Annotated in this window: 24 protein-coding genes; 14 read left to right on the top strand and 10 right to left on the bottom strand. The window is 71.6% G+C overall.

Annotation, left to right across the window (positions count from 1 at the left end; all coding sequences use genetic code 11):
- Positions 1–53: 53 nt before the first annotated feature.
- The 3 genes from ACFYX0_RS15785 (at position 54) to ACFYX0_RS15775 (ending at position 4,119) form a co-directional block, all read left to right on the top strand.
- Positions 54–1,025 carry an LLM class F420-dependent oxidoreductase gene (locus tag ACFYX0_RS15785; protein ID WP_388970609.1) on the top strand — a complete coding sequence of 324 codons (972 nt, stop codon included), beginning with the start codon at positions 54–56 and terminating at the stop codon, positions 1,023–1,025.
- A 60-nt stretch (positions 1,026–1,085) separates the two neighbouring features.
- Positions 1,086–2,318 carry a 4-hydroxybenzoate 3-monooxygenase gene (locus ACFYX0_RS15780; protein ID WP_388970782.1) on the top strand — a complete coding sequence of 411 codons (1,233 nt, stop codon included), beginning with the start codon at positions 1,086–1,088 and terminating at the stop codon, positions 2,316–2,318.
- A gap of 175 nt (positions 2,319–2,493) precedes the next feature.
- A complete protein-coding gene (locus tag ACFYX0_RS15775; protein ID WP_388970607.1) occupies positions 2,494–4,119 on the top strand; it encodes a serine/threonine protein kinase in 1,626 nt (541 codons plus the stop codon).
- A gap of 57 nt (positions 4,120–4,176) precedes the next feature.
- Here the strand turns inward: ACFYX0_RS15775 and tgmB are convergent, their stop codons facing one another.
- Both tgmB and tgmA read right to left on the bottom strand, forming a co-directional pair.
- A complete protein-coding gene (tgmB, locus tag ACFYX0_RS15770; protein ID WP_388970605.1) occupies positions 4,177–5,133 on the bottom strand; it encodes an ATP-grasp ribosomal peptide maturase in 957 nt (318 codons plus the stop codon).
- Positions 5,134–5,147: 14 nt separating this feature from the next.
- On the bottom strand, positions 5,148–5,339 hold the full coding sequence (gene tgmA / locus ACFYX0_RS15765) for a putative ATP-grasp-modified RiPP (RefSeq protein ID WP_388970603.1): 192 nt from the start codon (positions 5,337–5,339) through the stop codon (positions 5,148–5,150).
- A 250-nt stretch (positions 5,340–5,589) separates the two neighbouring features.
- Here tgmA and ACFYX0_RS15760 point away from each other — a divergent pair, with 250 nt between their 5' ends.
- The gene (locus ACFYX0_RS15760; protein ID WP_388970601.1) at positions 5,590–5,877 is read left to right on the top strand and encodes a hypothetical protein; all 288 of its coding nucleotides are present in this window, start codon (positions 5,590–5,592) and stop codon (positions 5,875–5,877) included.
- Between the two features lie 19 nt (positions 5,878–5,896).
- On the opposite strand, the gene ACFYX0_RS15755 is transcribed toward ACFYX0_RS15760, so the two are convergent.
- A complete protein-coding gene (locus ACFYX0_RS15755) occupies positions 5,897–6,880 on the bottom strand; it encodes an aldo/keto reductase (RefSeq protein WP_388970599.1) in 984 nt (327 codons plus the stop codon).
- Between the two features lie 147 nt (positions 6,881–7,027).
- On the opposite strand from ACFYX0_RS15755, the gene ACFYX0_RS15750 reads away from it, so the two are divergent.
- Positions 7,028–7,864, top strand: coding sequence for a hypothetical protein (locus ACFYX0_RS15750; RefSeq protein ID WP_388970597.1), 837 nt, complete (start codon positions 7,028–7,030; stop codon positions 7,862–7,864).
- Positions 7,865–7,969: 105 nt separating this feature from the next.
- Here ACFYX0_RS15750 and ACFYX0_RS15745 read toward each other — a convergent pair whose 3' ends face one another.
- Positions 7,970–8,359, bottom strand: coding sequence for a hypothetical protein (locus ACFYX0_RS15745; RefSeq protein ID WP_311694613.1), 390 nt, complete (start codon positions 8,357–8,359; stop codon positions 7,970–7,972).
- Between the two features lie 202 nt (positions 8,360–8,561).
- Here ACFYX0_RS15745 and ACFYX0_RS15740 point away from each other — a divergent pair, with 202 nt between their 5' ends.
- The 4 genes from ACFYX0_RS15740 (at position 8,562) to ACFYX0_RS15725 (ending at position 12,078) form a co-directional block, all read left to right on the top strand.
- Positions 8,562–9,482: a MurR/RpiR family transcriptional regulator gene (locus ACFYX0_RS15740; RefSeq protein ID WP_388970595.1), complete on the top strand. Its 921-nt coding sequence runs from the start codon at positions 8,562–8,564 to the stop codon at positions 9,480–9,482.
- A gap of 333 nt (positions 9,483–9,815) precedes the next feature.
- Positions 9,816–10,199 (top strand): hypothetical protein, encoded by a 384-nt coding sequence (locus ACFYX0_RS15735; RefSeq protein WP_311694615.1) that lies wholly within the window; start codon positions 9,816–9,818, stop codon positions 10,197–10,199.
- A 124-nt stretch (positions 10,200–10,323) separates the two neighbouring features.
- Entirely contained in the window at positions 10,324–10,629 is a 306-nt protein-coding gene (locus tag ACFYX0_RS15730) for a DUF1232 domain-containing protein (RefSeq protein ID WP_311694616.1), read from the top strand.
- Between the two features lie 204 nt (positions 10,630–10,833).
- The gene (locus ACFYX0_RS15725; protein WP_388970593.1) at positions 10,834–12,078 is read left to right on the top strand and encodes a serine hydrolase domain-containing protein; all 1,245 of its coding nucleotides are present in this window, start codon (positions 10,834–10,836) and stop codon (positions 12,076–12,078) included.
- A gap of 171 nt (positions 12,079–12,249) precedes the next feature.
- Here ACFYX0_RS15725 and ACFYX0_RS15720 read toward each other — a convergent pair whose 3' ends face one another.
- Both ACFYX0_RS15720 and ACFYX0_RS15715 read right to left on the bottom strand, forming a co-directional pair.
- The gene (locus ACFYX0_RS15720) at positions 12,250–14,607 is read right to left on the bottom strand and encodes a glycosyl hydrolase family 65 protein (protein WP_355915127.1); all 2,358 of its coding nucleotides are present in this window, start codon (positions 14,605–14,607) and stop codon (positions 12,250–12,252) included.
- Positions 14,604–15,344, bottom strand: a complete 741-nt coding sequence (locus ACFYX0_RS15715; RefSeq protein WP_388970591.1) for an HAD family hydrolase — start codon at positions 15,342–15,344, stop codon at positions 14,604–14,606. Before ACFYX0_RS15715 ends, ACFYX0_RS15720 begins: the two co-directional genes overlap by 4 nt.
- A 17-nt stretch (positions 15,345–15,361) precedes the next feature.
- Here ACFYX0_RS15715 and ACFYX0_RS15710 point away from each other — a divergent pair, with 17 nt between their 5' ends.
- Positions 15,362–16,216 (top strand): nucleoside/nucleotide kinase family protein, encoded by an 855-nt coding sequence (locus ACFYX0_RS15710; protein ID WP_388970589.1) that lies wholly within the window; start codon positions 15,362–15,364, stop codon positions 16,214–16,216.
- A gap of 9 nt (positions 16,217–16,225) precedes the next feature.
- Positions 16,226–16,810 (top strand): hypothetical protein, encoded by a 585-nt coding sequence (locus tag ACFYX0_RS15705; RefSeq protein WP_388970587.1) that lies wholly within the window; start codon positions 16,226–16,228, stop codon positions 16,808–16,810.
- 29 nt (positions 16,811–16,839) lie between these two features.
- On the opposite strand, the gene ACFYX0_RS15700 is transcribed toward ACFYX0_RS15705, so the two are convergent.
- Complete coding sequence (locus ACFYX0_RS15700; RefSeq protein ID WP_388970585.1) at positions 16,840–18,663, bottom strand: hypothetical protein; 1,824 nt, start codon at positions 18,661–18,663, stop codon at positions 16,840–16,842.
- 383 nt (positions 18,664–19,046) lie between these two features.
- Between ACFYX0_RS15700 and ACFYX0_RS15695 the strand changes: the two genes are divergently transcribed.
- Positions 19,047–20,972: a phosphatase PAP2 family protein gene (locus ACFYX0_RS15695; RefSeq protein WP_388970583.1), complete on the top strand. Its 1,926-nt coding sequence runs from the start codon at positions 19,047–19,049 to the stop codon at positions 20,970–20,972.
- A 135-nt stretch (positions 20,973–21,107) separates the two neighbouring features.
- On the opposite strand, the gene ACFYX0_RS15690 is transcribed toward ACFYX0_RS15695, so the two are convergent.
- Positions 21,108–21,806 carry a peptidoglycan-binding protein gene (locus ACFYX0_RS15690; protein WP_388970581.1) on the bottom strand — a complete coding sequence of 233 codons (699 nt, stop codon included), beginning with the start codon at positions 21,804–21,806 and terminating at the stop codon, positions 21,108–21,110.
- A gap of 192 nt (positions 21,807–21,998) precedes the next feature.
- On the opposite strand from ACFYX0_RS15690, the gene ACFYX0_RS15685 reads away from it, so the two are divergent.
- On the top strand, positions 21,999–23,180 hold the full coding sequence (locus tag ACFYX0_RS15685; protein WP_388970579.1) for a permease: 1,182 nt from the start codon (positions 21,999–22,001) through the stop codon (positions 23,178–23,180).
- Between the two features lie 72 nt (positions 23,181–23,252).
- Positions 23,253–23,720 carry an SLATT domain-containing protein gene (locus tag ACFYX0_RS15680; RefSeq protein WP_355915151.1) on the top strand — a complete coding sequence of 156 codons (468 nt, stop codon included), beginning with the start codon at positions 23,253–23,255 and terminating at the stop codon, positions 23,718–23,720.
- Between the two features lie 7 nt (positions 23,721–23,727).
- Here ACFYX0_RS15680 and paaI read toward each other — a convergent pair whose 3' ends face one another.
- Positions 23,728–24,156, bottom strand: a complete 429-nt coding sequence (gene paaI, locus ACFYX0_RS15675) for a hydroxyphenylacetyl-CoA thioesterase PaaI (protein ID WP_388970577.1) — start codon at positions 24,154–24,156, stop codon at positions 23,728–23,730.
- A gap of 494 nt (positions 24,157–24,650) precedes the next feature.
- Positions 24,651–25,103 carry a transposase gene (locus tag ACFYX0_RS15670; protein ID WP_388970575.1) on the bottom strand — a complete coding sequence of 151 codons (453 nt, stop codon included), beginning with the start codon at positions 25,101–25,103 and terminating at the stop codon, positions 24,651–24,653.
- Between the last annotated feature and the right edge of the window lie 62 nt (positions 25,104–25,165).

Raw genomic sequence — 25,165 nt, 5'->3', positions numbered from 1 at the left:
AGGCGGTTGCGCTGTCCCGTTTTCGTGTCCGCCGACCGGGAACCCGCGACGTTATGGTGCACATCGGATACACGATGATGACCGAGCAGGCGGGCCCGCGTGCGCTCGTCGACCATGTGGTGCGTGCCGAGGAGGCCGGTTTCGACTTCTCCGTGATCTCCGACCACTACTTCCCGTGGCTGCGGGAGCAGGGGCACTCGCCGTACGCGTGGAGCGTGCTGGGCGCCGCCGCGCAGGCCACCTCGCGGATCCCGCTGATGACGTATGTGACCTGCCCCAGCGTGCGCTACCACCCGGCGGTGGTGGCCCAGAAGGCCGCCACCGTGCAACTGCTGTCACAGGGCAGGTTCCGGCTGGGTCTCGGTTCCGGTGAGAACCTCAACGAGCATGTGGTGGGCCGGGGCTGGCCCTCGATCGAGGTCCGCCAGGAGATGCTGGAGGAGGCGGTCGGTATCATCCGCGAGCTGTTCGACGGCGGCCATGTCAGCCGCCGCGGCAGGCACTTCGCCGTGGACTCGGCCCGGCTGTGGGACCTGCCGGACGAGCCGCCACCGATCGGCGTCGCCGTCTCCGGCGAGCGGTCCTGCGCCCTGGCGGGCCGGCTCGCCGACCTCGTCATCGCCACCGAGCCGAAGCGGGAACTCCTCGCCTCCTTCGACCGGCACGGCGGCGAGGGCAAGCCCCGGGTGGGACAGCTGCCGGTGTGCTACGACCGCGACCGGGACGCCGCGGTACGGCGGGCGCACGAGCAGTTCCGCTGGTTCGGCGGCGGCTGGAAGGTCAACTCCGAGCTGCCGCACCCGGATTCCTTCGCGTCGGCCACGCAGTACGTCAGGCCCGAGGACGTGGCCTCCTCGATCCCGTGCGGCGACGACCCGGCGGACTTCACCGAGGCCGTACGGCCCTACGCCGAGGCCGGGTTCACGGAGATCGCCCTCGTACAGATCGGCGGCGACTCACAGCCCGGGTTCATCGAGTGGTCGGCTGAGGAACTGCTGCCCGCGCTGCGGGCGTCACTGCGCTGAAGCGCACAACAGGGGTGCGTCGGAGCCGCGTTGCTGGAACGCCGCCATAATGAGCGGGTGATCGACTCTCCCCCCACCACCTCTTTCCCACCGTCCGAACAGCACGTCCCCGTCGTCATCGTCGGCGCCGGACCGGCCGGACTGACCCTTGCCAACATCCTGCGGGACGCCTCCGTCGACTGTGTCGTACTGGAGGCCGAGAGCCGGGAGTTCATCGAACAGCGGCCCCGGGCGGGGTTCCTGGAGGAGTGGGCGGTGCGGGCCCTGGAGCGGCACGGGCTCGCCGGGGGGCTGCTGGAACAGGCGCCCACGCACAGTTCCTGCGAGTTCCGCATCGACGGCGAACTGCACCGCTTCCCGTACACGGAGATCTCCGGCCACCACCACTTCGTCTATCCCCAGCCGCTGCTGGTGACCGACCTGGTACGGGAGTACGCGGACGTCAGGGGCGGGGACATCCGGTTCGGGGTGCGCGAGGTCGAGCTGCACCACATCGACACCGGGCGGCCGTCTGTGTCGTACACCGATCCCGGCTCGGGCACCCGCCACCGGATCTCGTGCGCTTTCGTCGCCGGGTGCGACGGGGCGCGCGGGGTGACCCGGGCCGCGCTGCCCGCGGGGCGCTCCCACCTCGCCCGGCTGGACTACGGGGTGGGCTGGCTGGCGCTGCTCGCGCAGGCACCGCCGTCTTCGGACTGTGTCGTCTTCGGGATCCATCCGCGCGGTTTCGCCGCCCATATGGCCCGTGGCCCGCAGGTCACCCGCTACTACCTCCAGTGCCCGCCTGGCGACGACCCGGAGAACTGGCCGGACGAACGCGTCTGGTCGGAGCTGCACACACGGCTGGCCGTGACGGGTTCACCCCCGCTGACGGAGGGCCCGCTGGTCGAGAAGCGGGTGCTCGACATGCACAACTACGTGGTGCAGCCGATGGCGTACGGGAGGCTGTTCCTCACGGGCGACGCCGCGCACCTCGTCGCCCCGATCGCGGCGAAGGGCATGAACCTCGCCCTGCACGACGCGCTGCTGCTCGCCGACGCGCTGATCGCGTACCACCGCACGGGCGAGAGCGAGGCGCTGCGCGGCTACTCGGCGGCCTGTCTGCGCCGGGTGTGGGAGTACCAGGAGTTCTCGGAGTGGTTCTCCGAGCTGCTGCACGGCCCTTCGTCCGGCGATCCGTTCCGCGCGGGCAATGCGACGGCCCGGCTGCGGCGGCTGTTCCACTCCCCCGCCGCGGCGGCCGCCTTCGCCGAGTCGTACATCGGCGCACCCCCTGCCCGTAACCCAAAGTAACCTACTGGCCAGTAGTCGAGGGGGCGCGTTTCCGCACGTGTGAGTGGATGTTCAAGCCGCCCACACGGCCCGCGAGAAATCCGGCGCGAAGAAATCTCCTTTCTTTGAACACCCACCGTCACGTCCGCCGTACATCCGGGAAACCGGAGAGTCTGGTGCGCAGCAAGGGGTGACGATGGACCACGGGCAGGCCTCCACCGAGGAGCTGATTGCCGGTCGGTACCGGACGCTCGAAGTCGTCCAGCAGGAGGAGGGACGGACCGTCGGGCTCGGCTGGGACGTCGAGTTCGGGCGGCCGGTCACGCTGATCGGGTCGCGGCTCGCCCCGCTGACGCCCGAGGCCGGCATACGCCGCACGGTCGCCCGGATCCTGCGCGACTCGGAGGCGATGCAACTGCTGTGCCCCGACGGGGCCGCCGGCGTCCTCGACGTGATCGAGGACAACGGTGTCCTGTGGACCGTGACGGAGCGGATCGAGGGCACGCCCCTGGGTGAGCTCCTGGCCCGAGGGCCCCTCAACTATGTGCGGGCCGCCCGGATCGCCGTCGGCATCCTCGATGTGCTGGAGCCCGCCCACCGCAGGGGCATGACCCATGGCGACCTGAGCCCCGGCCAGGTGTTCGTGCGGGAGGACGGCGGGGTCGTGGTGACCGGCTTCGGGCTGGTCGGCGCGTCCGTCACCCAGCGGATCACCGCGCCCGCGTACGCCTCCCCCGAACAGGCACGCGGGTCGAGCGCCGGTCCCGCGGCCGACCAGTGGGCGCTCGGCGCGCTCCTGTACGCGCTGACGGAGGGCCGTCCGCCGGTCAAGGACCGGGGTGACGCCGAAGCCACCCTGCGCGCCGTGGACCGGCTGCCGCTGCGCACCCCGGTGAAGTCCGGCCCGCTGACGCCGGCCGTGACGGGACTGCTGCGCCGCAGCGCCCTGGAGAGGGTGCCGGAACCGGTGGTGCGGGCCTCCCTGGAACGCATCCTGAACGGGGACCTCGAGGAGTCCGCCGAGCAGGCGCCGGCGAGCGGCCCCAACGCCGCCCTGCTCGTCGCACACCGGGCGGGACGGGCCTGGAGCAGGCCGGCCGTGCGCCGGTCGGTGCTCGCGGGAGCGGGACTGGTGGTCGTGGCCTCGTCCGTCGCCGTCCTGGCCACGGCGGGCCACCACGGCGGCGCCCCCACGGCCGGTGCGGAGCCGGCCCGTTCCGGCCCGCCCGCCGTCTCGGCGGCCCCGTCCGGCGAGGGCACCGGACGGACACTCCCCACGGAGGCGAGCAGAACGGGCACCGCCTCCCCGTCCGCGCCACCGTCCGCCTCCCCGTCGTCGAGCGCCCCCAGTGCTCCGCAGCCGGACCTCGAACGCTTCGTCGCCGACGAGGGCTTCTCCGTCGACCTGCCACGGGGATGGAAGCGCCTCGGCACGACCCGGGCCGCCCAGGACACCTACCGGGTGACCTTCGGCGCGAGCAAGGACCCGCGCACCCTGACGGTCACCGCCGGCGTGAACCTCGGCGACGACCCGGTCGCGGTCTGGCAGAACCTGGAGACGTCCCTGAAGAGCACGGACGAGGACTTCGCGCGCGTGGGCACCATCCGCGCCGTGACCTACCAGGGCTACCCGGGCGCCGACATGGTGTGGCTGTCCACGGTGGACGGCGTCCGGCTGCGTACCTACGGCCGTGGCTTCCTCACCGGCGGCGGCCGTGGCTTCTCGCTGCGCTGGACGACCCCCGCCGCCGACGCGGACAGCGAGGCCGACCAGCAGACCCTGGACGCGATCCTGCACAGCTTCCGGACGACATCGGGGTGACGACGGGGCCGCCGCCCCCGGGGCCGCGCGCCCGCTCCCGCGCACCGGCGGGGCGGGTCACCAACGGCCCTCGGGGACACGGCGGTCCGACGCCCGCTGGGCGAGCCAGTCGGCGACCGCCTCCGCGATCGCCTGCCCGGTCTCCAGTTCGATGAAGCCGAACTGACCGCCCTGATTGCACTCGAGGAACCACCACAGCCCGTCCTCGTCCTCGGCGAAGTCGAAGGCCGCGTAGGCGAGTCCGGACAGCGCCAGATACTCGTGCACCGACTTCGCGATGCGCTCCGGCACCGCCGAGGCCTCCCAGGAGTACCCGGTGTCGCCGTAGCGGCCGTCGATCTGCTCCGGCGCGGCCCTCTTGCGCGCGCCGAACAGACGGGTGCCGACACAGGTCAGCCGGATGTCGGCCCGCTTGGGGACGTAGCGCTGGAGCAGGACGGGGCCCGCCGCCACGGCGGAGAAGTCGGTGTCGGGCCCGATGAGCGTGGTGGGCAGCGCGAGTTCCGGGTCGTCCGGCGGCGGCCCCGAGGCGGCCTTCACCACCACCTCGCGGTACTCCTCGGCGAACTGCGCGGCAACGCGCGGGGCGGTGGTGATGACGGTGGGCGGCACGGCGAAGCCGCTGAGATGGGCGATCCGCAGCTGCCACGGCTTGTAGCGGGCCTGGTCGGCGTTGCGGGGATGGTTCATCCAGCGGGTCGGCGCCGAGAAGAGCATGCCGTACAGGGCCTGCCGGGTCTCGGCGGTCAGCCAGCGGGAGGCGTGCGCCGCGTGGGCGGCGGGCTCGCCCGGCCTGCGCACCCACACCGAGCGCAGCCCGCCCATGCTCAGCACATGCCCGTTGACCGAGAGATGGCCGTCGAAGTCGCCGTGGGCGTAGTCGGCGGCCAGCACCGCCTTGCCGGGGAGGTCTGCGGGATCCAGCCGCATCACGGGGACTCCCCGTTGCAGCAGCACGGCCACCGCCAGGTCCGCGGTCACGTCCTGCTCCGACGTGAGGATGAGAACCGTCATCCGGGCGCGGGCCGTCAGTCGTCGAAGTGCGTCTGGGAGCCGGCGGTGGACGTCGTCGTACCGGCCGCGTGGAGCAGCGCCCGGTCGCTCACGGCGGGTCGGCCGTCGGGCAGCACGTTCAACTGCCGGGAGGCGTCGAAGCGGTACGGCGTCACCGTGACCGGAACCCCGCGGGGCACGGCGTAGTTGAGGGTGAACGGTCGCACGAAAAACCTCCACGGTCCAAAGTTGACTCTTCTCAGCCCTTTACGTCCTCAACCCGTAAGGAATTCATCACTTTCCGCCACATCAGGGTGAAGGTCATCACATTGTCAGGACCTGGCCGTCGCCCTCCGGGGAGCTCTCCGGCACGCCGGATGCGCACTGTCGGTGCACTCGGCAACAATGCGGGGTAAAGATCATCTCGCCCCGGGGCGGGACGACCGCCCGCCCGCGCCCTCGAAAGGCTGACCGACCATGACGCGCCCTCGGCTCAGTGCCCGTGCTGCCGAAGTGCTGCGCCTGATCATGGACCAGCGCATACCGGTCTTCCTCACCGTGCACGCCAACGGCCGCCGCCGCTACGGCTGTTGGGAGGCCGGCGGCCGTCATACGGCACTGCCCACCGACGAGTGCGAGGCGCTGCTCGTGGCCGGTCGGATCGTGCTCGGGGACCCGTTGGTGGACCGGGCCAAGACCATCTACCGGGTACGGGCCGCGACGCGGGGCACGACCCGCGCCGGCCGCTCGGCCCTGACGGCTTGACTCCCGGCCGGACCCGGTTCTACCAGCGGTCCTCCACCTGCTCCTTGATGCGCCGGTCGTACAGGTCCTCGATCGCGTCGAGCGTCTCCTGAGGCAGTGCGGGAAGCCTCGCGACCGCCGCGTTGGCGCGGGCCTGGTCCGCCGAACGGGCACCCGGGATCACGGTCGTCACACCCGGCTGCCGGATGATCCAGGCGAGCGCCAGCTGGGCCGGGGTGAAGCCCTCCGGGGCCAGCGCGGCGAACTCCGCCGCCGCCTCCACGCCCGTCGCGTAGTCCACGCCGGAGAAGGTCTCGCCCTGGTCGAAGGCCTCGCCGTGCCGGTTGAACGAGCGGTGGTCGTTGGCGGCGAAGACCGTGTCCTTGGTGTACTTCCCCGACAGCAGGCCGGAGGCGAGCGGCACCCGGGCGATGACGCCCACACCTGCCTCCCGCGCGGCCGGGAGGACCTCGCGCAGCGGCTTCATCCGGAACGGGTTGAGGATGATCTGCACGCTCGCCACATTCGGGCGGGCGATGGCGGTCAGCGCCTCGGCGCACGTCTCGACGCTCACGCCGTACGCGGCGACACAGCCCTCCTCGACGAGCGTGTCGAGGGCGTCGTAGACCTCGTCGGAAGAGTAGACGGGTGTCGGCGGGCAGTGGAGCTGCACCAGGTCGATCCGGTCCACGCCGAGATTACGGCGCGAACGGTCGATCCAGACACGGAAGTTGTCCATGACGTAGTTCTGCGGGATCTGGTCCACGCGGCGCCCCATCTTGGTCGCCACCAGCACATGCAGGTCGGGCCTGCCGAGCAGGACGGCGGCGATGGTCTGCTCGCTGCGCCCGTCGCCGTAGACATCGGCGGTGTCGAAGAACGTCACGCCGGACTCGGCCGCCGCCTCCAGCACCTCGTGGGCGGTCTTGTCGTCGACATCGCCCCAGTCCGCGCCCAGTTGCCAGGTGCCGAGGCCGATGACCGACGCGTGCTGCCCCGACCTGCGGAATTCTCGTTCCTCCATGCGGCCAGTGTGTCACCCGGGCCCGCCCGTGCACGGGACGCACCGTCCAGCGCGCCGCCGGGGCGCGCTCCCACGAGTGACGGGCACCGCCCGGAGCGGCCGCCGAGCAGGGCACTAGATTGGGGCGCACCGACCGAGGAGACGCCCATGCCCGCCCGCCCCCGTCTGCTGTACGTGACCGACCTGACGTATCCGGCGAGCGGGCGGCGCTACTGCGACGAGGACATCGACCTCTCGTCCCGGCTGCGCGCGGACTTCGACATCGCCCTGTGCCATCCGCTGGACGCCACCGCGCTGATGGACGGCTTCGACGCCGTCGTCGTACGCAACAGCGGACCGGTGCTGCACTACCAGGAGGCCTACGAAGCCTTCCGCGCACGCGCCGCCGCGCAGAGCACCCGGGTGTACAACCCGCTGACCGGGCGGGCGGACATGGCGGGCAAGGGGTACCTGCTCGATCTGACCGAAGCGGGCCTTCCGGTCATACCCACGGTGGACCGCCCCGAGGACCTCGGCCGGCTGCCCGAGACGGCCCGGTACGCCGTGAAGCCGAAGGCCGGGGCGGACTCCATCGGCCTGGACTTCGTGCCCCGTTCCCGGCTGGCGGAGCTGACCTGGGGCGACATCCTGGTCCAGCCGCGCATCGACTTCCGCTACGAGGTGTCCTTCTACTACGTCGACGACGCCTTCCAGTACGCGCTGCACGCCCCGGACCCCGAGCGCCGCTGGGTCCTCGAACCCTACGAGGCCACGGACGCCGATCTGGCCTTCGCCCGGCGCTTCATCGACTGGAACACGCTGGACCGGGGGATCCAGCGCGTGGACGCCTGCCGCACCCGGGACGGGGATCTGCTGCTGGTCGAGCTGGAGGACCTCAACCCCTATCTCTCCCTCGACCTGGTGCCCGGCCGTACCCGGGACGCCTTCGTCGCCGCGCTGACGGCCTCGCTCCACCGCTGCCTGGAGCCGGCGCCCCACGGGTGAGCCCCGGCCCGTCGCCCGGTCGGCTCCGGGCAGCCGTGGCCGCGTACGAGCGAGAGGGCGCGGACGGCCGCGCCCTCTGCCGGTGTCGCCGGTGAGGCGGTGGGCTCAGGCCGGCCGGCGGCTCTCCAGCCGCAGCTCGACATCGACCTCCTGGTCGCCCGCCACCACGCCCAGCTGCTGGACGACGAACGTCTCGTCCAGAGCCTGGCGCAGACGCTCCACCGCCCGGGGCTCACCCTGCAGTTCGGCCTTCACGGAACCGGACAGGGGCTGGGCCGACGCCGTCCCCGGGGACTCGCCGGGGGACGCCGAGGTGTCGAACGTGCCGGTCCACATCGTGGGCCGGGATCCGGAGGTCTCGTGCGGTGTGTCGGTGGCGCAGCGGTCGGAGCCGAAATGCCGGCACAGTTCGGCGAACAGGCTCCCGGCGTCCGTCGCCGAGCAGTCGCTGACCACCACCTCGACCTGTGGTACGTGCGCTACGGGCGAGTTCACGGCCGCTCCTCTCCTTCATGGCCGGCGCGTCCTTCGCGGGGCGACGCGGGTACCCCTCCCCCGGCTCCCCATGCACGACGGTACGGCCGTGGCGGCGGGTGCGCCTGTCGGGGAGCAGGTTGTGAAGTGAGCCGTAAGGTCCCTGGTCAGCGCTGTCCGTGAGCTATGTTGAAGGTCCGAGGGACATGAAGGAGGCGGTCCGGTGCCATCGCCGCAGCAGACACGCGCGCAGGCATCTGCGATCACTGCGGGGAAGACGGCCCCTGAGGCGGGCGCCAGCTCGACGTCCCAGCTCAGAGAGCTGTTCGACGGTCCGCGTCTGTCTCCGGGGCACCGCCGGATCGCCCAGTATCTGATCGAGAACATCACCGAGGCGGCGTTCCTGTCGATCACGGACCTGGCCGAGCGGGTGGGCGTCAGCCAGCCCTCGGTGACGCGTTTCGCGGCGGCCGTCGGCTTCAGCGGCTATCCGGCGCTGCGGGAGAAACTGCAGGCCATCGCCCTGAGCACGCTCGGCACCCCGAGCCCCCCGGCGGAGTCGCGCAGCAACGAGCTGCAGGCGGCCGTGGACGCGGAGATCGAGAACCTGGAGAACCTGCGCCGCGACTTCGCCGACCCGGACCGGGTGATCCGGGTGGGGCGGGCGCTGTCGGAGTCGACGCCGCTGACCGTGATGGGACTGAGGATCTCCGGTTCCCTCGCCGAGTACTTCGCCTACGGGGCCCGGCGGGTCCACCCCGATGTACGGCTGGTGACCCGTGGCGGCACGGTCGCCTATGACGCGCTGCTCCAGTCGCGGGAGGCGGGCGGCACCTGGGTGCTGGCGTTCGGTATGCCCCGGCACGCCCAGGAGAGCCTGACCGCGCTGCGGGTGGCACGCAGTGCGGGGCTCAAGGTCGCCCTGATCACCGATCTGGCACTGGGGCCGCTGGCCGACGAGGCCGACGTCGTCTTCACCACCGGTACCGGCTCGCGCCTGGTCTTCGACTCCTACGCCGCTCCCGGACTGATCGCCGCCGCGCTGCTGCAGGCCATGACCGACGCCGACCCGGAGCGGACACAGGCCCGGCTCGAGGAGTACGAGCAGATCGCCGACCAGCATCAGTTCTTCCTGAAGGACTGACCCCGTCCCCCCAACCTCAAGTCTTCCTCAAGGGTTCACGGGGACCGCGCGCACAAGACGGGATCAATCGCACCAAACCTCTGATGAATTTTTTCATGTCCTTGCGTAACCACCGGTATATATAAATACTGCTCGCGGATCGTGACCCGGGCTTCCCCTCCCGGCCACGCCGACCGGACCACCGGGGCCGTCCGCTCCTACCCACGGGCGCCGGGTGTCCGGCCGGGCCCTGCCTGCGCGGGCGTCCATGGCGGCGGCTCCGGCCCTCCCCTGGTCGGAGCCGCCCCCAAGTTGCCGTACATCCTGAGCCGACGTGACCCGGAAGCGAAGACCATGGCCTTGACGACGTACTCGCCGATCAGCTCGGACTGGCCGTGCCAGGTCAAAACACCCGGCAGCTACGACTGGGAGCGATCGGCCACCAGATGGCTGCGCGAACTCGTGCCCGCCCGCTACGGCACCTACCCGGCCCTGATCCGCCATCCGGTCCTGCTCGCCCGGCATGCGCAGATCCAGGTGCACCACGAGGTCCGGGTCGCCCGGACCGCACTGCAGACGGCGCGGGCGGAACTGCCCGCACTCGGTCTGCCCGAGTCGGTCATCGAGCACACGATCCGGCTCTACGCCGCCGAGCTGATGCAGCTCCAGCACATCGCGCGCAGCGTGCGCGCCGTCACCCAGGCCCTGGTGGACAGCAGCGCCACGCGCGGCCACTGACCGTTCCCCGCAAGCCCGTTCCCGCCGCGACCGTCCGGGGCATTCGGCCCGGGACGGGCACTGTCCGCCGCAAAGCCGGGCATCCGTAGGAGAGGACGACTCCTACGGATGCCCGGAGCTGTGCATGGACTCCATGAGCTGGACCGTGATCGCCGTCATCGCGGTCCTCGCGGCCACCCTGCTCGGCGTGGCGATCGCGCTGCTGCTACGACTGGTCCGTACCCGCCGCGACCTGCGCCGTGCCGGACTGCCGACGGGGCCCCGCTGGGTGTTCTGGGGCGCGGTCCTGTATCTGGTGCTGCCGACCGATCTGCTTCCCGATCCCGTATATCTCGACGACATCGCCGTGCTGCTGCTGGCCCTGAGGTCGATGCGGGCCGCCATGCCGGTGCAGGAACTCCGCCGCGGCGACGGCGCGTTGCCCGACTGACGGGCGACGGCCCGAACGACCGTGCCCTGCACGGTCGTTCGGCGGCTCCCTCTCCCGCCTCCTCACTCTCCCTGGCGACTTTCTCCGCGTGGGTGCAACCCGCCTGCTCCTGCGGCGCGTACAGATGATGCCGGCGCCCGTATCCGGGGCGCGGTCCGGGCCGGGAACCGGCACCGGGAGAAGGAGACTGGGAGAGAAGAGCTGATGGTCTCAGCAACGGTGGGCAAGGGCACGGCGCTCGGCGCGGTCCTGCTGTCCCTCCTGGCGGTCCCCGCGCACGCCGCCACCACGACGGCCGCCCCCGGCCACGCCATCAGGACGGCCACGGCCAAGCCGCCGGCGGCGCCCGACATGGCCGCGCTGGACGATGTGCTGCGTACGGCGCTGGCGCAGGGCGCCCCGGGCGCGATGGCCCGCGTCGACGACGACGGCACGCAGTACACGGCGGCGGAGGGTGTCGCCGACCGGTCCACCGGGCGGGGCATCAGCGCGACGGACCGCTTCCGGATCGGCAGCGTCACCAAGACCTTCTCCACGGTCGTCCTGCTACAACTCGCCGGCGAGGGCAAGCTGGACCTGGACGCCTCGGTGAACACGTATCTGCCGGGGCTGCTGCCCGACGACCGGATCACGGTGCGGCATGTGCTCAGCCACCGCAGCGGTCTGTACGACTACACCAACGACATGTTCGCGCAGACCGTGCCGGGCTTCGAGGCGGTGCGCAACAAGGTCTTCTCCTACGAGGACCTGGTGAAGCTGTCGCTGGCGAAGCCGCGCACCAACGCCCCGGGCGCGGCGTACTCGTACTCGAACACCAACTTCGTCGTCGCCGGCATGCTCATCGAGAAGCTGACGGGGCACTCCGTGCGGACGGAGTACACCCATCGGATCATCGAGCCGCTGGGGCTGCACGACACGTTCTACGTCCACCCGGACACCGCGATCCCGGGGCAGCACGCGAACGGCTACCTCACGCCGGACGAGGCCGGCTCGGCCCTGGTGGACTCCACCGAGCAGACCGTGTCCTGGGCGCAGAGCGCGGGCGCGATGATCTCCAGCACCCGCGATCTGGACACGTTCTTCTCGGCGCTGGTGCAGGGCAAGCTGCTCCCCGCCGCGCAGTTGACGCAGATGGAGCAGTGGGAGCCGGTCACCAGCACCCAGGGCTACGGGCTCGGGCTGCGGCGCCGTGATCTGTCGTGCGGCATCTCCGTGGTGGGCCACACGGGCACCGTCCAGGGCTACTACACCTACGCGTTCACCTCGCAGGACGGCAGACGCACCGTCACGGCGCTCGCCAACACCTCCAACAACGGGTCGGTCCTCAACACCATGGCCCGTACACTCGAAGCCGCCTTCTGCGGTGCATCGGCGACCACGGCCGCTACCCGGAGCGCGGCGCCGACCGAGCGGCACGAGGACATCGCACCGGCCATCACCCTGCACTGACAGCTGCGTGGGGGCGGGGGGCCCCCCCCCCCCCCCCCCCCCAAACCCCCCCCCCCCCCCCCCCCCCCCCCGGCCGGCGGGGCGCGCCCCCCCCCCCCCCCCCCCCCCCACGGCACATGCCCGGCGCCCCTACCGGACATCAGGCGGCATGCGCGGTCCCGGAGGGCGCCGTCACTCCTCCCTGCCGGGCTGGTGGTTCGGCCGCCGGTGCAGCGGCTGCTCCGGGGCCGGGCGCGGCTTGACCGGCGGGATGTCGCGGGTCTGCGGCTTGTCCGCGTCCAGGGTGATCGGTTCACCGTGGTGGTGGATCGCCAGCGGACCACCGCTCAGCAGGGTGTACGTGGCCGTAGTGCGGCCGATATCCACCCGCAGTCGGCAGCCCCGCAGTTCGAGCGTGAACGCGAGCCGGCCGAACTGCTCCGGCAGCCGCGGCGCGAACGCGAACCTCTCCCCGTGATGGCGCAGTCCGCCGAAGCCCGCGACGAGCGCCATCCAGGTACCCGCCAGAGACGCGATGTGCAGGCCGTCGCGGGTGTTGTGCTCCAGGTCCTGCAGATCCATCAGCGCGGCCTCGTGCAGATAGTCGTAGGCGAGCCGCAGATGGCCCGTCTCGGCCGCGACGACCGCCTGGCAGCAGGCGGACAGGGACGAGTCCCGCACGGTGAGGGGTTCGTAGTACGCGAAGTTGCGCGCCTTGTGCTCCGCGTCGAAGGCGGGACTGCACGTGTACATCGCCAGGACCAGGTCCGCCTGCTTGACCACCTGCTTGCGGTACAGGTCGAAGTAGGGGAAGTGCAGCAGCAGCGGGTACTGGTCGGGGCGCGTCGAGGCGAAGTCCCAGCGCTGGTAGCGGGTGAACCCGGTGTGCTGCTCGTGCACGCCCAGTTCGTCGTTGTAGGGGATGTGCATCGCCTCGGCGGCCTCCCGCCAGGCGGCGCTCTCCTCCTCGTCGACGTCCAGCTCCGCGGCCCGGCGTGGATGGCGTTCGACGGCGTCCGCCGCGGCGAACAGGTTCGCGCGGGCCATCAGGTTGGTGTACGTGTTGTCGTCGGCGACGGCGCTGTACTCGTCGGGGCCGGTCACCCCGTCGATGTGGAACGTGCCGTGGTGGTCGTGGTGACCGAGCGAGCGCCACAACCGGGCGGTCTCCACCAGGAGTTCGACCCCGGTGTCCCGGTCGAAGCGCTCGTCGCCGGTGGCGGAGGTGTAGCGGACGACCGCGTCGGCGATGTCGGCGTTCACATGGAACGCGGCGGTGCCGGCGGGCCAGTACGCCGATCCCTCCGAGCCCTCGATGGTTCGCCAGGGGAACGCCGCGCCCCGCAGGCCCAGTTGGACGGCCCGCTCCCGGGCGGCGGGCAGGGTGTTCTGCCGCCAGCGCAGCGCCTCCGCGACCGCGTCCGGCGAGGTGTAGGTGAGCAGGGGCAGCACGAACATCTCGGTGTCCCAGAAGGCGTGACCGTCGTAGCCGGAGCCGGTCAGTCCCTTGGCGGGGATCGCCCGCTGCTCGGCCCGGGCCCCGGCCTGCAGCACATGGAACAGGGCGAAGCGCACGGCCTGCTGGATCTGTTCGTCGCCGTCGATCTCGACGTCGGAGCGCGCCCAGAACTCATCGAGGTAGCCGCGCTGTTCGTCGAGGAGGGCGGACCATCCCCCGCTCGTGGCGGCGGCCAGTGCCGCGTCCACCTGGTCGCTGATCGCGGGCAGCGAGCGGGTGCCCGACCAGCCGTAGGAGACGAACTTCTCCACGCGCAGCCGTTCGCCCGGGTCCAGCACGGTGGCGATGGTGAGGCGGGCGAGGTCCTCGTTCGCCTCGCTGTCGGTGGTGGTCGGGTCGGGGCCGCTGACGAGGTGGTCGGCGGCGGCTCCGACCCTCAGACCGCTCCTGCGGGTGCGGTGCACCAGCCGCAGCCGCCCGCTCTTCGCGAAGTGATCCTCCGCCTCCAGCGGCGACTCGAGGACCATGGCGGCCCGTGGGTCGCCGTCGTGGCCCGGCAGTTGCTCGTTGGCGACCAGTTCCGACTGCACCACGATCCGGGCCCGGGCGTCGACGGCCTCGACCTCGTAGGCGACGGCGGCGATCGCACGCTGCGTGAAGGAGACGAGCCGGGTGGAGCGCACCCGGACCGTCGTACCGGCGGGTGAGGTCCACTCGCAGGTCCGGGTGAGGGTGCCGGCCCGCAGATCGAGGACGCGCTCGTGGGTGTGCAGCCGGCCGTAGCGCAGGTCGAAGGGCTCGTCGTCCACAAGCAGGCGGATGATCTTGCCATTGGTGACGTCGATGACGGTCTGCCCGGACTCCGGGTAGCCGTACCCCGCCTCCGCGTACGGCAGCGGATGCCGCTCGTGGACACCGTTGAGATAGGAGCCCGGCAGTCCGTGCGGCTCCCCCTCGTCGAGGTTGCCGCGCCAGCCGACATGCCCGTTGGACAGCGCGAACACCGACTCGCTCTGCGGCAGGACCTCCGGATGGAATCCCCGCTCGCGCAGCACCCAGGGTTCGGTGGCGTACGAGGCGTGCGTGATCACGACCGCTCCCCCAGTTCCGCGAGATCCCGTACGACGACATCGGCGCCGTGCGCCCGCAGCGCGTCCGCCTGGCCGACGCGGTCCACGCCCACGACGTACCCGAAGTGCCCCGAGCGCCCGGCGTCCATGCCGGCCAGCGCGTCCTCGAAGACGGCGGCGGCCTTCGCCTCGACACCGAGGTCCTGGGCGGCGGCGAGGAAGGTGTCGGGGTGCGGCTTGCCCGGCAGCTGCCGCTCGGCGGCCACGATCCCGTCGATGCGCACGTCGAAGAGGCCCTCGGCGCCGATGGACCGCAGGACCTCACGGCAGTTGGCGCTGGAGGAGACGACGGCCGTGCGCAGCCCGGCGGCGCGTGCGGCCTCGATGTAGCGGATGGTGCCCTCGTACGCCTCCACACCGCGGGTGCGGATCAGTTCCAGGAGGAGTTCGTTCTTGCGGTTGCCGAGGCCGTGGACGGTGTCCCGGTCGGGCGGGTCGTCGGGGGCGCCCTCGGGCAGCCGGATGTCGCGGGAGGCGAGGAAGGTGCGGACACCGTCGGCACGGGGCCGCCCGTCGACGTACTCGTCGTAGTCGGAGACCTCGCCGAAGGGACGGTAGGATTCCCCGTCCCTTCGGCGCAGAAAGTCGTCGAACGTCTGTTTCCACGCGGCCGCGTGGACGACGGCGGTCTTGGTGATGACCCCGTCGAGGTCGAAGAGGCAGGCTTGGATGCCGTCCGGAAGACCGAGCTCTGTCATAGAAGTCACCTTCCCCCATGAGCGCCGCTCAGGGGGTGGTGAACCCCACATTCCGCCTGGCGTGCACCGGGGTCGGCGCAGGGGCGCCCGGCCGGTTCGCCCCTCTCGCGTTCCCGTGCGCCCGGGTGGTCCAATGTGCTGATCCGGCCCGCCGCACCGGCGGGCTCCTCTCGACCCGGCAGCGAGCGCGGACACCTATGACCTTCGACGACCTTCTGAAGCGGGCCGCGTCCCTCGGGCGCCCCGGTCGCCGTGCGATCCTCGGCATCACCGGCAGCCCGGGCGCGGGCAAGACGACGCTCGCCGAACGACTGGTCCGGGAGCTGAACGGCGACGGGCCCGCATGGGTGGCGCACGTCCCGATGGACGGCTTCCACCTCGCGGACGTCGAGCTGGACCGCCTGGGCCGCCGTGACCGCAAGGGCGCGCCGGACACCTTCGACGCGGCCGGATACGCGGCGCTGCTGCGGCGGCTGCGCGAGGAGCACGAGGAGACAGCCGGCGAGATCGTGTACGCGCCGGGGTTCGAGCGGGTGCTGGAACAGCCGCTCGCGGGAGCGATTCCGGTGCCGCCATCGGCGCGTCTGATCGTGACGGAGGGCAACTACCTGCTGCTGGAGACGGGCTCCTGGGCGCGGGTCCGGACGCTGGTGGACGAGGTGTGGTTCTGCGCGATCGCCGAGACCGAGCGCGTCCGGCGGCTGGTGGCCCGCCATGAGGAGTTCGGCAAGGACCATGAGACCGCGGTGGCGTGGGTGGCCGGCACGGACCAGCGCAACGCGGATCTGGTGGCGACGACCCGCCACCGCGCCGACCTGGTGGTGCCCGAGACCGCGCTGCCCACGGCGAGCGGTTCCGCGGGTCGGCCGTAGGCTGCCGCCATGGGTCTGGGCATCACCGTCATGGCGGTCGACTGGACGCGTCTGCAAGCGATTCCGGCCGGGGAGCGGCTGGAGCGGCTGTACGAGGAGTCGGTCGCGGCGGTCGTGGACGCCGGCTGGTTCTGGCCGACGTCCCGGAGCGAGCAGCAGCAGCCATGGTGGGGTGTCCACGAGTTCCGCGACACCCTCGGTTCGTACAAGGCCCACTTCTGGGCCGGCGAGGTCTGGGACGACGTACGCGAGCACGCCGTGCCCGAGCTGCGCGACGCGCTGGACGGCTTCCTCGTCGGGCTGGGGATCCGGTGGGACCCCGAGGAGGAGGACGCCCCGCACGACTCGGAGGCCTGGCGGTCGGACCTGCTGCTGTGCCGCGCGCCGGCCGAGGTGTCGGCCCTGGCCCGGCTCTGGGCGCTGGCGGAGCCGCTGGTGGACGGGGTGCGGGAGTCTTTCGACGCCCATGCGGCGCGCGGTCCGGAGAAGTGGATGTCGGACCATGCCGAGTTCGCGTCGCTGCTGCGCGGATGGGGCGAGGTGGTCGTCGAGGCGGACCGGCGCGGGTGGGGTGTCGTCGGCCTGCGCTGCTGACCTCACCCCGACCGGCCCGGCCCCCGGGGTCATCCGTGCAGGGTGAGCCGCGGCTCGCCGTGCGCGTCGCCCGCCGGATCGCCGATCGTGGCCGTGAAGGCCTCCGTGCGCACGGTCAGACCCTGCTCGTAGTGGTCGAAGGCCGGGTTGAACGGGCCGCCGGGGCCGTAGCGCACGGCGAAGAGATGCAGTTCCTCCGGGGCGCCCGGAACCGGTCCGGCCTCCAGCGCGGTGGACGCGACCAGATGGCGCCAGCCCTCGTCCGGGTCGCCGTACACGCGCGGGTCGGCCGCCAGGGCGAACGCCGCCTCCTCCTGGGTGAGATGTGAGCGCGCGTCGAAGGTGCCGGCGCCCTCGGGGTGCGTCAGACGCAGGGTGCCCGCCGACGCCGTCTCGCCCTCTGCGGTCCTGCGCACCCGGTCGCCGTCGTCCGTGGCGTACGGCATCCCGGCCAGCAGATACGGCGTCCCGCCGAGGCGTTCCACGGCGACCGTGACCCACAGGCGGGTGCCGTCGGTGACGTACAGGGACCGCACATGGCGCAGGACGTGGTCGCGGTCCACGACGGGCTGGGTGACGAGTTTGGCCGCCAGCCCGTCCGTACGGACGTCCCGTACCCGGACCGCGCCCATCGGCCGGCACAGCAGAAAGCCGTCGACGACCGGGCCGAAGCCGTGTCGGCGGTCGACCGCGGCCGGCAGATAGTACGTGCCCGCCGCCTCGACCAGGGCCGGGGTCATCCGGCCGTCGAAGGCCACCGAGACCGTGCCGGCCCGGAGTTGGTGGCGGGCCACCGCCGCCGACGGCGCCCGGTGCCAGCGGGTGGGGTCCTGGATCTGCCAGACCAGCATGAAGGCGAAGTGCCCGTCGACGCCCCCGTCGGGCTGGGTCGCGTGCCGCCCCCAGCGTGTGTCGCCCCGGTAACGCCCCAGGTCGGCACGGATGCGCCCGCTGAAGTAGCGCAGACCCAGCACGGCCTCGAAACCGCAGTGCTGTTCGCTGTAGCGCGGACCGCCGATGTCGAAGCCACCGTTGGTCAGGCGCGCGTCGATGTAGCGGGCGAGTGCGTCGCCGTCCTCGGCGAAGACGTCCTCGCCGCTCACCCGGTGTGCCTGGGCGAGGAAGGAGAGCGAGATCGGGCCGTAGTTGTTGTCGTAGGCGCCCTTGTGCTCGGGCGGCAGCAGCGCGCCCCGGTCCGGTACCCGGCGGGTGTGGATCTCGTCGGCGTACAGACGTAGCGCCCGCTCCCGGACCTGCTCGCCCTCGGGCCCGGGGAGATGGGGCGCCAGCATCAGCCCGCCGACCACACAGCCGATGGCCTGGTTGCCCGCCTCCTGCGGATTGAAGAAGGTCGCCTCGGTGAGCCGACGCCAGTAGCCGTGCGCCACCGCCGTGAGCGCGGCCCGCTGTTCGCCGTCGAGGAGTCCGTCGGCCGCGTCGAGGACGTTGACCGCCTGGAGCAGCCCCCACACCGTGCTCGGCCAGTCGCCGATGGGGTGGGCCCCCGGCGCAAGCACGTAACGGGCGTATGGCAGGCCCGAGTTGCGCACGGTCAGATTGGGATAGCCGGGGTTGTCCTCGGTGAACACCCGCTCGCGCAGATGGAAGGCGAGGCTGCGGTGGACCGCTTCGGCCTGCCTCGGGTCCCCGGTCCGCTGCCATGCGAGCGCCAGCAGCGAGGTGACGCCCAGTGAGGTGTCGCCTATGTCCAGAAGGGCGCCGGGGTGTTCGAGACTGCCCTCGGGGGTCATGCGCGCGAGAGCCTGCTCCGCGACGTCGGCGAGGACGGCGTCGTAGGCCTCCGGGGTGTTCGCCAGATCGTGCAACGGTCCACGCTGGTAAGGGAGATGCACGTCGGTCAGCCCTTCCTTGCCGGAGGTCGCCGGTCCCTCCGTCAGCTTCTCCGGGAGGACGGGAGGACAGATGAGCGCCGGAAGGAGCGCGGGCGTCGCCAGGGCGAACTTCGCACCGTACGAGGCCGATCCGGCCCTCGATGCGGTTACCCGCGCGTCCGTTCCTGTGAGCCGGGCCGACCGCCTTCACCCCGAGGACATGTCCCGGTCGCCCGGCCCTGGCCGAGGGGACACGGCACGGCCGTACATCTTCACGTAGGCATCACATGACTCGACGGGCGATCCCCTGACTCATGGGTCACCGAACTCGCCGCGTGTCAGCGCCGATCGCACGGCCTCCCCCCTTGGCCGCACGGCCGAAGAACTCCAGAGAGGTACCCCCCATGCCGTCACCCGCCGGGCACCGCACCACCGGCCGACTCGCCGTGAACAGACGAGGGTTCTTCAGGACCTCCCTCGGCGCCTCGGCGGGCGTGCTGGCCGCGCCCGCCTTCGTCACCTGGCTCGCCGCCGCCGACGCGAAGGCGGCCACCGCGCCCCCCGCGTTCGTCGACGACTACCGGACCAACGTCCTGGCGAACCTGACGCCCGAGACCAACGCCGTGGTCCGGGTGCTCGGCGGTATGAGCCAGGTGTGGAAGACGGGCGGTGCCTGGAACACCGGCACCCCGCTCCGGCCCGAGGTGCTGCGCGCCAACATGCGCTACTGCGCGCACATCACCTCCGCCCGCTCCGACGCGCAGGCGAAGGAGGCGTTCATCTACGACCGGCAGCACCAGAGTTACGCGCTGATCGCTGGTCTGGGTCCGCTCGCCGGCTACTACCGGGAGGGCGCCAAGGCGGTCACGTCGATTACCCAGGCGCCCGACGGGACACCCGCGACGACCGTCAACGACGCGGTGCCCGCCGACGCCCCCGCCGGGTCCGTGCTCGGCGCGGGCGCGCACGACTCCGCGCTCGGCAAGGTGGCCGAACTGGTCGACACCGTGCGCGGTCCGTTCGCCTCGGGCAACCCGGCCAAGTACGCCTACAAGTACCCGCGTCCGTGGCGTATGAACGAGGACAGCGAGGTCGTCGACACCGGTCGGACCGACACGCTCGGCTACCCGGTCTACGAGTCCGACGTGGTCGTCGTCCCGCAACTGCTGCGACAGCGCGGCACCTCCCCGGTCGACGACGGCGGTTTCCCGAGCGGCCACACCAACGCCTTCCACCTGGCCGCCCTCGCCTACGCCTACGCCGTACCCGAGCGCTTCCAGGAGCTGGTGACCCGTGCCCTGGAGCTCAGCCACACCCGGATCATGGCGGGCATGCACTCCCCCGTCGATGTGATCGGCGGGCGCGTCATGGCCACCGCGCTGGCCGCCGCCACCCTCGCCGACCCGGCCAACGCGGAGCTCAAGGCCGCGGCGCGCGCCCAGGCCCTCGCCTACTTCGAGGCGCGGACCGGGACGACGGCCGACACGCTGTACGCGTTCGCGCACTCGGCGGGCACCGCCACCGACCCGTACGCCGACCGGGCCGCCAACGCCCGTGCCGTGCAGCCCAGGTTGACGTATGTGCTGACCCGGCACGGTCGCGACACTGCCCTGACCGTGCCCAGGGGGGCGGAGGTGCTGCTGGAGACGCGCCTGCCCTACCTCGACGCGGCGCAGCGGCGCGAGGTGCTGCGGACGACCGCCCTGCCCTCGGGTTATGTGCTGCTGGACGGGTTCGAGCAGTGGGGGCGCCTCGACCTGTTCGCGGCGGCGGACGGCTACGGCTCCTTCGACTCGGACGTGTGCGTCACGCTCGACGCGCGCTCCGGCGGCTTCGGCGCGCACGACAGCTGGCGCAACGACATCGACGGCTGCGGCTCCCTGGCCAAGCGGGGCACCGGAACCCTGACCCTGACCGGGGCGAACCGCTACACGGGCGGGACCGTGGTCGAGGACGGCACCCTGGTCGCCGCCTCGCCGGGCGCCCTGGGACACGGCGATGTCCGGGTGACGGGCGGGACGCTGCGGACGAGCGGCGCCGTCCGGGTGTGCGGTTCCTACACGCAGGCGGCAGCGGCCGCCGACGTGACGCTGCGAGCGGGTCACACGGCTCCGCTGACGGTGGAGCGGCGTGTGGTGCTCGACCGCGGCAGCGTGCTGTCGCTCCGGCTGGACGAGGAGCGGCCGCCGGCACCGGGAGCCATGGTCCCGGTGATCGCGGCCCGGTCGCTGCGGGGCCAGTTCGGACGCGTGACGGTCGCGTCGGACTGCTACCGGGCCGTGCCGGTGTACACGGCCCACGGGTTGGCCGTACGGCTGCTCGAGCGGTAGGCGGGCCCCGCACGGTGACGGACGTGTCGCGCGAGGGGAGCGCACGACACGCCCGTACCGCGTGTGCGGGCACGGAAGCGTACGGCTCAAGGGTGAGCGGCCGCCGTACGCCTGCCGTGCCCGCCGCCGCACCCGCTAGAGCGGGGTGCGGGACTCGAGGTCGCGGCGGGTGTCGTTGCCGTAGACGCCCGTCTCGTCGCCGCGAATGCCGTACCAGAGCTGGAAGCGGGCGACCGCCGCGGCGAGCGTGGCGTCGTAGCGGCCGTCGGTGGAGCCGTTCTTGTAGACGTCGGGGATGCGCAGCAGGCGCTTCTGCAGATCGGTCACCTGGGGCCCGCTGTCGCCCTCGCGCAGGGTGCCGGCGCCGTCGGGGTCGGTGCCCTGCTGCTGGACGGGAGCGGAGGCCGAGGCGGACGCGCCGGTGCCGGGCGGCCGGGCGGCCGGGGCGGCCGCCCGGCCCGAGGCACCGTCGTTCACCGCTCCGGGCAGCAGAAGCGCGGCGCCGAAGCCGATCAGGGCGGCCGCGGTCACCCCGACCGTGATGGCCGCGCGGCGCAGGGTGAGCCCGTCGTCCACGGGTCTCTCACGCCGGGGCCGGGTCTGCCGACGGGGAGCGGCCGGCACCGGGGGCAGTTCTTCCGTCGCGTCCTCGGTGTGTTTCGGCTCGACATGGACGACGATCGGTTCGTATGCGGGCTCCGGTGGACGGGCGTCGCCCTCGCGGAGCTGTCTGACCAACTCGGCCAGCGCCTCCGTGCGGCGACGACGCATCACATACGTGGGTTCCAGTACCGGGCGCCGCACCGGCTGGACCTGTTCGGGCGGTGTCGACACACTGCTCTCCTTCCGTCCCCGCGGCCGTGGGCCCATCCCCGGGGAGTGATACGTGACGGCATGCCGACCGGTTCACCGGGAAGCCACAGTTTCGAACAGAGACCGTCGGTCCGCAGTGGCGCGCCCCCTCGCGCTCAATACCCCCTAGGGGTATAGTGCCCGCATTCCGGATCGCCAGGGAGAGGGCACCGCATGTGGGACGCGATCAGGCACGCGCTGTCCATCACCGGTTCGATGACCTGGGAGATCACCTGGGCGCTGATCCTCGGCTTCACCCTGTCCGCCGTGGTGCAGGCGGTGGTGCGCCGTTCGACGGTCGTACGGCTGCTGGGTGACGACCGACCCCGCACACTGACCCTCGCCGCGGGGCTCGGCGCGGCCTCGTCCTCGTGTTCGTACGCGGCGGTCGCCCTGGCGCGCTCCCTGTTCCGCAAGGGCGCCGACTTCACGGCGGCGATGGCCTTCGAGATCGCCTCCACCAATCTCGTGGTCGAACTCGGCGTCATCCTGGCCCTGTTGATGGGCTGGCAGTTCACGGTCGCGGAGTTCGTCGGCGGACCGGTGATGATCGTCGTCCTCGCCGTGCTCTTCCGCGTCCTGCTGCGCGAACGGCTGTTGCGGGGGGCCCATGAGCAGGCCGAGCGGGGGCTGGCGGGGTCGATGGAGGGGCACGCGGCGATGGACATGTCGGTGGGTGGCCAGGGCGGCTTCCTGCGCCGGCTGCTCTCCCGCCGGGGCCTCACCTCCGTGTCGCACATCTTCGTCATGGAGTGGGCGGCGATCCTGCGGGACCTGGTGGTCGGACTGCTGATCGCCGGCGCGATCGCCGCCTGGGTGCCCGACGACTTCTGGCGCGCCTTCTTCCTGACGGACCATCCGCTCACGGCCCGGCTGATCGGACCGCTCATCGGGCCGCTCGTGGCGATCGCGAGCTTCGTGTGCTCGATCGGCAACGTCCCGCTCGCGGTGGTGCTGTGGAAGGGCGGCATCAGTTTCGGCGGGGTGATCGCCTTCATCTACGCCGACCTGCTGATCCTGCCCATCCTGAACATCTACCGGAAGTACTACGGGGCCCGTATGGCCGGATTCCTCCTCGTCACCTTCTACGCGGCGATGGTGGTCGCGGGGTACGTGGTCGAGTTCCTCTTCGGCGGCCTCGGCCTGGTCCCCGACCAGTCCCGCGCCAGGATCCCCGAGGAGGGTCTCAGCTGGAACTACACGACCTGGCTCAACATCGCGTTCCTGCTGCTGGCCGCCGCCCTGCTCGTACGCTTCCTGCGCACCGGCGGCCCCGCGATGCTGAAGATGATGGGCGGCGCCCCCGACCACACCGGACACGGGGAACACACCGGGGCGCACGAGGGCCACCACTGACCGCCTCGTCCGAAGACGGGCATTGCCCAGGATCACTTCCCTGCCGAGGCAGCGAGATCCGATGATGGCCCGATGAGACGACAGGCGAACGCCGAAGAGGACTGGGCCTCACAAGCGGACCCCCTGCTGGCCCTGGCGCAGAAGGACCTGGGGTTCTACGGCCGCCAGCGGGACCGGGCCCGGCTGCAGCACTACGTCACGGAGATCGGTGCCCTGCTCGCCACGTCCTCCACGGTCGTGGCTGCGGGCCTGCACGCACCGGCCTGGCTCACCGCACTGATCGCCGGCAGCGCCGTCTTCTTCACCGGGATGCGCCAGTTGTTCAACCCCGCGCCCCGCTGGGTGCTCGCGTCACAGTCACGCGAGACCCTGCGCCGGTCCGTCGACCGCTATCTCCTGCTCCCCCCGTCCGAACGCGACACGACGGCGCGGGCGACCCTGCACGCGGCGATCGAGGAGGTCGGCACGAACGAACTCCGCGAGTGGTCAGAGGCCCAGCACCAGCGCACCACCCCACCGTTGCCGACTCAGCAGACCTGACGAGCCGTCAATTGTCTGCCCCCTCCACCGTGCGTAGGACGCGACTGCGCCCCCGAAACTCGGCGATCACCTCGCCACCCCGCAGAACGCTGACGTCGTAGATGCCACTACGCCCGTACCTGGTGCGTTCCCGCGCCGTGGCCACGAGAACGTCCCCCTCCCGGGCCGGCGCCACAAAGTCGATATCTGCGGCAGCGGCGACCGTCACGGGTCCATGACTGTTGCAGGCACAGGCGAAGGCGGTGTCCGCGAGCAGAAACAGATAGCCACCGTGAGCGATCCCGTGCCCGTTGACCATGTCCTCGGTCACGGTCATCCGCAACACGGCGACCCCGACCCCGTGCTCCACCAGTTCCATCCCGAGCCGCCGGGACGCCTTGTCCTCAACGAACATGGCCTCCGCCGGGGACATCCCGGAGCCCTGCACCTGCGTCATGACACTCCACCACCCCATCACCGAACGAACATTCGGTCATGATAGGCGGTCACGGACCGGCCGTCCGTCGACGCCTCAGCCAGGGCCGGCCGTCAGGGGTCGCGCAGCTACGACGGGCAGCCTCGGACGGCCTCGGATGTACCCAAGACAGCCCAACGCCCCTTCCAGCAGACTGTTCGGAGTTCTCATGACGCCGCCGCACCACTCAGCCATTGAACGGAAGAGGGAGCCGTGGAAGGTCCACGTACACAGCGGTCGGTGTACAGCGTCGAGGTGCAACGAGGCGGCCCGGAAGGGTGGCACCCCAAAAGGATCAGCCCTGACTGGGTCCACGCCTTCCACGCGGCCGATGCCGCCGCTCAGGCATTCGATCGATACGTGGACACCTCCGGGGAGAGCGTCGCCTCCCTCGCATCCTCGGAGGCAAACGGCTTACGACTTGGTGCGCGATTGAGGGTGGGGCGTGCTGGCCTGGAGGGTTGGCTGGTGGGTGATTACCGCATGGCTGTGCGGTCGGAGAGCAGAGCGGCGATGGCAAGGTGGGTCTCGTCGTAGTACTCGCGGCGTCCGATCCACCGCTGGAGGGGCCGCCACTGCTTGTGCTCGGCGTTGGCGTGCTCGACTGGGATCCGTTCGGAGGACTGTTTCGTGCGGGCTGCCTCCCAGTGGGCCATTTCCTCCGGTGAGGCGTCCTTCTTCGGCTTCTGCGGCGGGGCTTCGACCTGGTCGGGGAACTGCTTGGCCAGGCCCCGGTAGCCGGCGTCCACCTTGGCCTTCACCTGGGGGAACCGCTCGAACAAATCGCAGATGCCCTCGGTCTTCAGCGCCGTCCGATCGTCGGCATCCCGCGCCGCCGCGTGGGACGCCGGGGAGCGCTGCCAGAGCGGGAGTGAGTGCGTAACCGCACTTCGAGCGATGGTGTCCCGCTGGTTGGTGCAGCCGATCACTGTGAGGGCGTGCGCCGGGACGTGTGCTCACGCGGGTTGCGCTCCCTGCCTGTGGAGCGGGC

It is taken from the genome of Streptomyces sp. NPDC002573 (assembly GCF_042889625.1).
Taxonomy (GTDB): domain Bacteria; phylum Actinomycetota; class Actinomycetes; order Streptomycetales; family Streptomycetaceae; genus Streptomyces; species Streptomyces gibsoniae.
The sequence above is the reverse complement of the archived record's forward strand: the minus strand, read 5'-3'. Positions and strand labels throughout refer to the sequence as shown.